Raw genomic sequence first — 2,878 nt, forward strand, 5'->3', positions numbered from 1 at the left:
GCGACCTCGCCGCCGGCACTCTGGCGCAGGTCATCCCCGAGACATTCGATGGGAAACAGGACTTTTTTCTGCTGGCGCAACGCCGGTCCAATCGCAATCCGGCGACCGAAGCCGTGTTGCGGTGGCTTTCGTCGAAGGCCGCACCGTAGCCTCGGGCCTTTGCGGAGGCGCCATGCACCTGGTGCCGCCTTCTTGCGCACACTGTCGGTCCCTGGATGTTCTGTCGGTAATGCTTGCTCGAATGGCCCCTTCTGCCAGATGCTGCAGAAGCCCTGCCGCACCTGCAAATGGCCGGTTTCCGCCCTGACAGTCCAACGCTCACGAGCAGGATCTTGCGGCTTCCGAAGATCCCGCGCTCGACCTGTCGAGGCTGCTCGGTGTAGTTCGCCTGAGCAAGGATGCTTGCAGCTATTTGCATGACTGCATGGCTTGGAGGGCGGCAAGTGAAGAAACGTCCCACTCAGAGTGACCTGCCCCCTATGTGCTGGCCCATGGGGATCGTCGCGTGTTCAGAGTAAGACCCCGGCAGGGGACGTTCCGGGTATGTGCAATCCCCCGGACAGGTGCGGTGGTTCCGTTTGTCTCGAGTGACTTCGGCTCTTGTGCCTCAGTCGCCTTCAGCAGACTCGCAAGCAAGTTGACGGCCTCTCTGTGTGGGTCAGGAAGATGCTCGAGGATTTGTTCATCGAAAATGTAGTTTCCCGCGGACTCCGAGACCTGCTCAGCTTTCAAAGGATCGGTATGGCACAGCAATGCGTCAATGACAGACGGTGCGACGCGACCCTGCTTCAATATGGTCGCGGCAGTCCTCCGAAGATCATGACAGGTGTTGATTTCCACGCAGAACTGCCCCGGGTTTTCCATCGAGAAGTGACCCACCTTGGATTATGTTGAGCGGGTCATGTTTGGGTCAAGGCATTGTTGCCCTCCCTTTTTTCCGCGTTGCTGCAGCCGCGCTGTCCTTGAAGCGGAAGCTGTCGTTTCCGGTCTCGAGGATGTGGCAGCGATAGGTCCGCCGGTCGAGGAGTGCGGTGGTCATTTTGGCGTCACCGAACACGATTGCCCACTCGCTGAAGCTGAGGTTCGTGGTGATGATCACGCAGGTGCGCTCGTAGCGTTTGCTCAGCAGATGGAGGAGCAAGGCGCCTCCTGAAGCGCTGAACGGCAGGTATCCGAGTTCGTCCAGGATCACCAGGTCGAGGCGAGCGAGTGTCTCGGCAATGTGTCCGGCCTTTCCCTTGGCCTTTTCCTGTTCGAGAGCGTTGACCAGTTCGATGGTCGAGAAGAAGCGCACCTTCCGGCGATGATGCTCGATGGCGTGGATGCCGAGCGCGGTGGCGATGTGGGTCTTCCCGGTCCCGGGACCGCCGATGGGAACGAGGTTCTGCGCCCCTTCCATGAACTCGCCGCGATGCAACTGGCGCACCGTCGCCTCGTTCATCTCGCTGGACGAGAAGTCGAAGTTGGGCTGATCCTTGTAGGCCGGGAAGCGGGCTGCCTTCATGTGGTAGGCGATGGAACGCACCTCGCGCTCCGCGACCTCGGGCTTCAGGAACTGGGTCAGGATCGGCATGGCGGCTTCGAACGCCGGCGCGCCCTGTTCGATCAGGTCGGCTACGGCTTGAGCCATCCCGTGCATCTTGAGGCTGCGCAGCATGATCACGATGGCACCGCTGGCTGGGTCATGACGCATGGCGTCCACCAGCATCGCGAGACCGCAACTCGTCATAGCGCTCCACATTGGCCCGAGGCTCTCGTTTGAGGGCCAGGGCGACCGGCGTGTCGATGGAGGGAGCGTCGATCGACTTCCCGTCGATCAGGCGGTGCAGAAGGTTCAGGACGTGGGTCTTGGTGGCCACGCCCTGGGAGAGCGCGAGTTCGACCGCGCTCAGCACCACTTGCTCGTCGTGATGCAATACCAGGGCCAGGATGTCGACCATCTCCCGGTCTCCCCCGGGCCGTCGCAGCAAATGGCTCTGCAACTGCCGGAAGGCGGGCGGCAGGTCCACGAAGGGCGCGCCATGGCGCAGGGCACCGGGCTTTCGCTGAATGACGGCCAGGTAGTGGCGCCAGTCGTAGATCGTGTTGCTGGGCAGATGGTGAGATCGCTGGATCAGCCGCTCGTGCTCGCACAGGATTTTCCCTTCCGCAGCGACCACGAGGCGATCGGGGTGAATCCGGAGGCTGACCGGCCTGTTGGCGAAGGAGGCGGGGACGCTGTAGCGATTGCGCTCGAAGCCGATCAAGCAGGTCGGCGACACGCGCTTGCTCTGCTCGACAAAGCCATCAAAGGCAGCCGGCAACTGCATGAGCGTGGCTTGCTCCGTGCCCCATGCATCCGCGATGCTGCCCGCGAGGGTGCCATGGGGAATCTCGCGCCAGAGCTCCATGCGGCGCCGCTCCAGCCATACGTTCAGCGAAGCAAGGTCGGTGAAGTTCGGCATGGGGTTCCATAAGCGCGGGCGGGCGCCCTGAACGTTCTTTTCGACCTGACCCTGCGCCAGCGGGCTCGAACCGGTGGCGCCACACTGGCGCAGTCCCAGCCCGCCGCTGGATTGCAGAACTCCGGCTCGAACACGTAGTGGTTCGCCATGGCCGGGAAGCGCATGTTCACCTGGCGCTCCTTGCCGCGGCCAACCCGATCCACCGCTGTCTTCATGTTGTCGTAGATCCCGCGCTCCGGAATGCCGCCAAAGACGCGGAAGCCGTGCCAATGGGCATCGAACAGCATCTCATGGGTCTGTAGCAAATAGGCTCGGACGAGGAAGGCGCGACTGTGGGACTGAGCTACTCCCCGTCTCTTGGACAGGATCTGGCGTAAATTAAGCTACTCGTTGCACCTGCTGATCGGGTTGATTGATATCATTTCTCTGCCAAT

Annotated in this window: 1 protein-coding gene and 1 pseudogene; both read right to left on the bottom strand. The window is 61.8% G+C overall.

The window, feature by feature from the left end; translation table 11 throughout:
* Positions 1 to 910: 910 nt before the first annotated feature.
* Positions 911 to 1,693 (bottom strand): IS21-like element helper ATPase IstB, encoded by a 783-nt coding sequence (istB, locus tag BLV97_RS20500; RefSeq protein ID WP_035841485.1) that lies wholly within the window; start codon positions 1,691 to 1,693, stop codon positions 911 to 913.
* Positions 1,683 to 2,782: pseudogene (locus tag BLV97_RS20505) on the bottom strand (IS21/IS408/IS1162 family transposase); the annotation flags it as partial. The pseudogene BLV97_RS20505 and the gene istB, both read right to left, overlap by 11 nt.
* Positions 2,783 to 2,878 lie beyond the last annotated feature (96 nt).

The sequence above is a fragment of the Allgaiera indica genome (genome assembly GCF_900106675.1).
GTDB lineage: Bacteria > Pseudomonadota > Alphaproteobacteria > Rhodobacterales > Rhodobacteraceae > Acidimangrovimonas > Acidimangrovimonas indica.

Bases quoted from the DNA above. Each gene is read 5' to 3' on its own strand.
- istB (WP_035841485.1), bottom strand. From the start codon at position 1,693: ATGCGTCATGACCCAGCCAGCGGTGCCATCGTGATCATGCTGCGCAGC.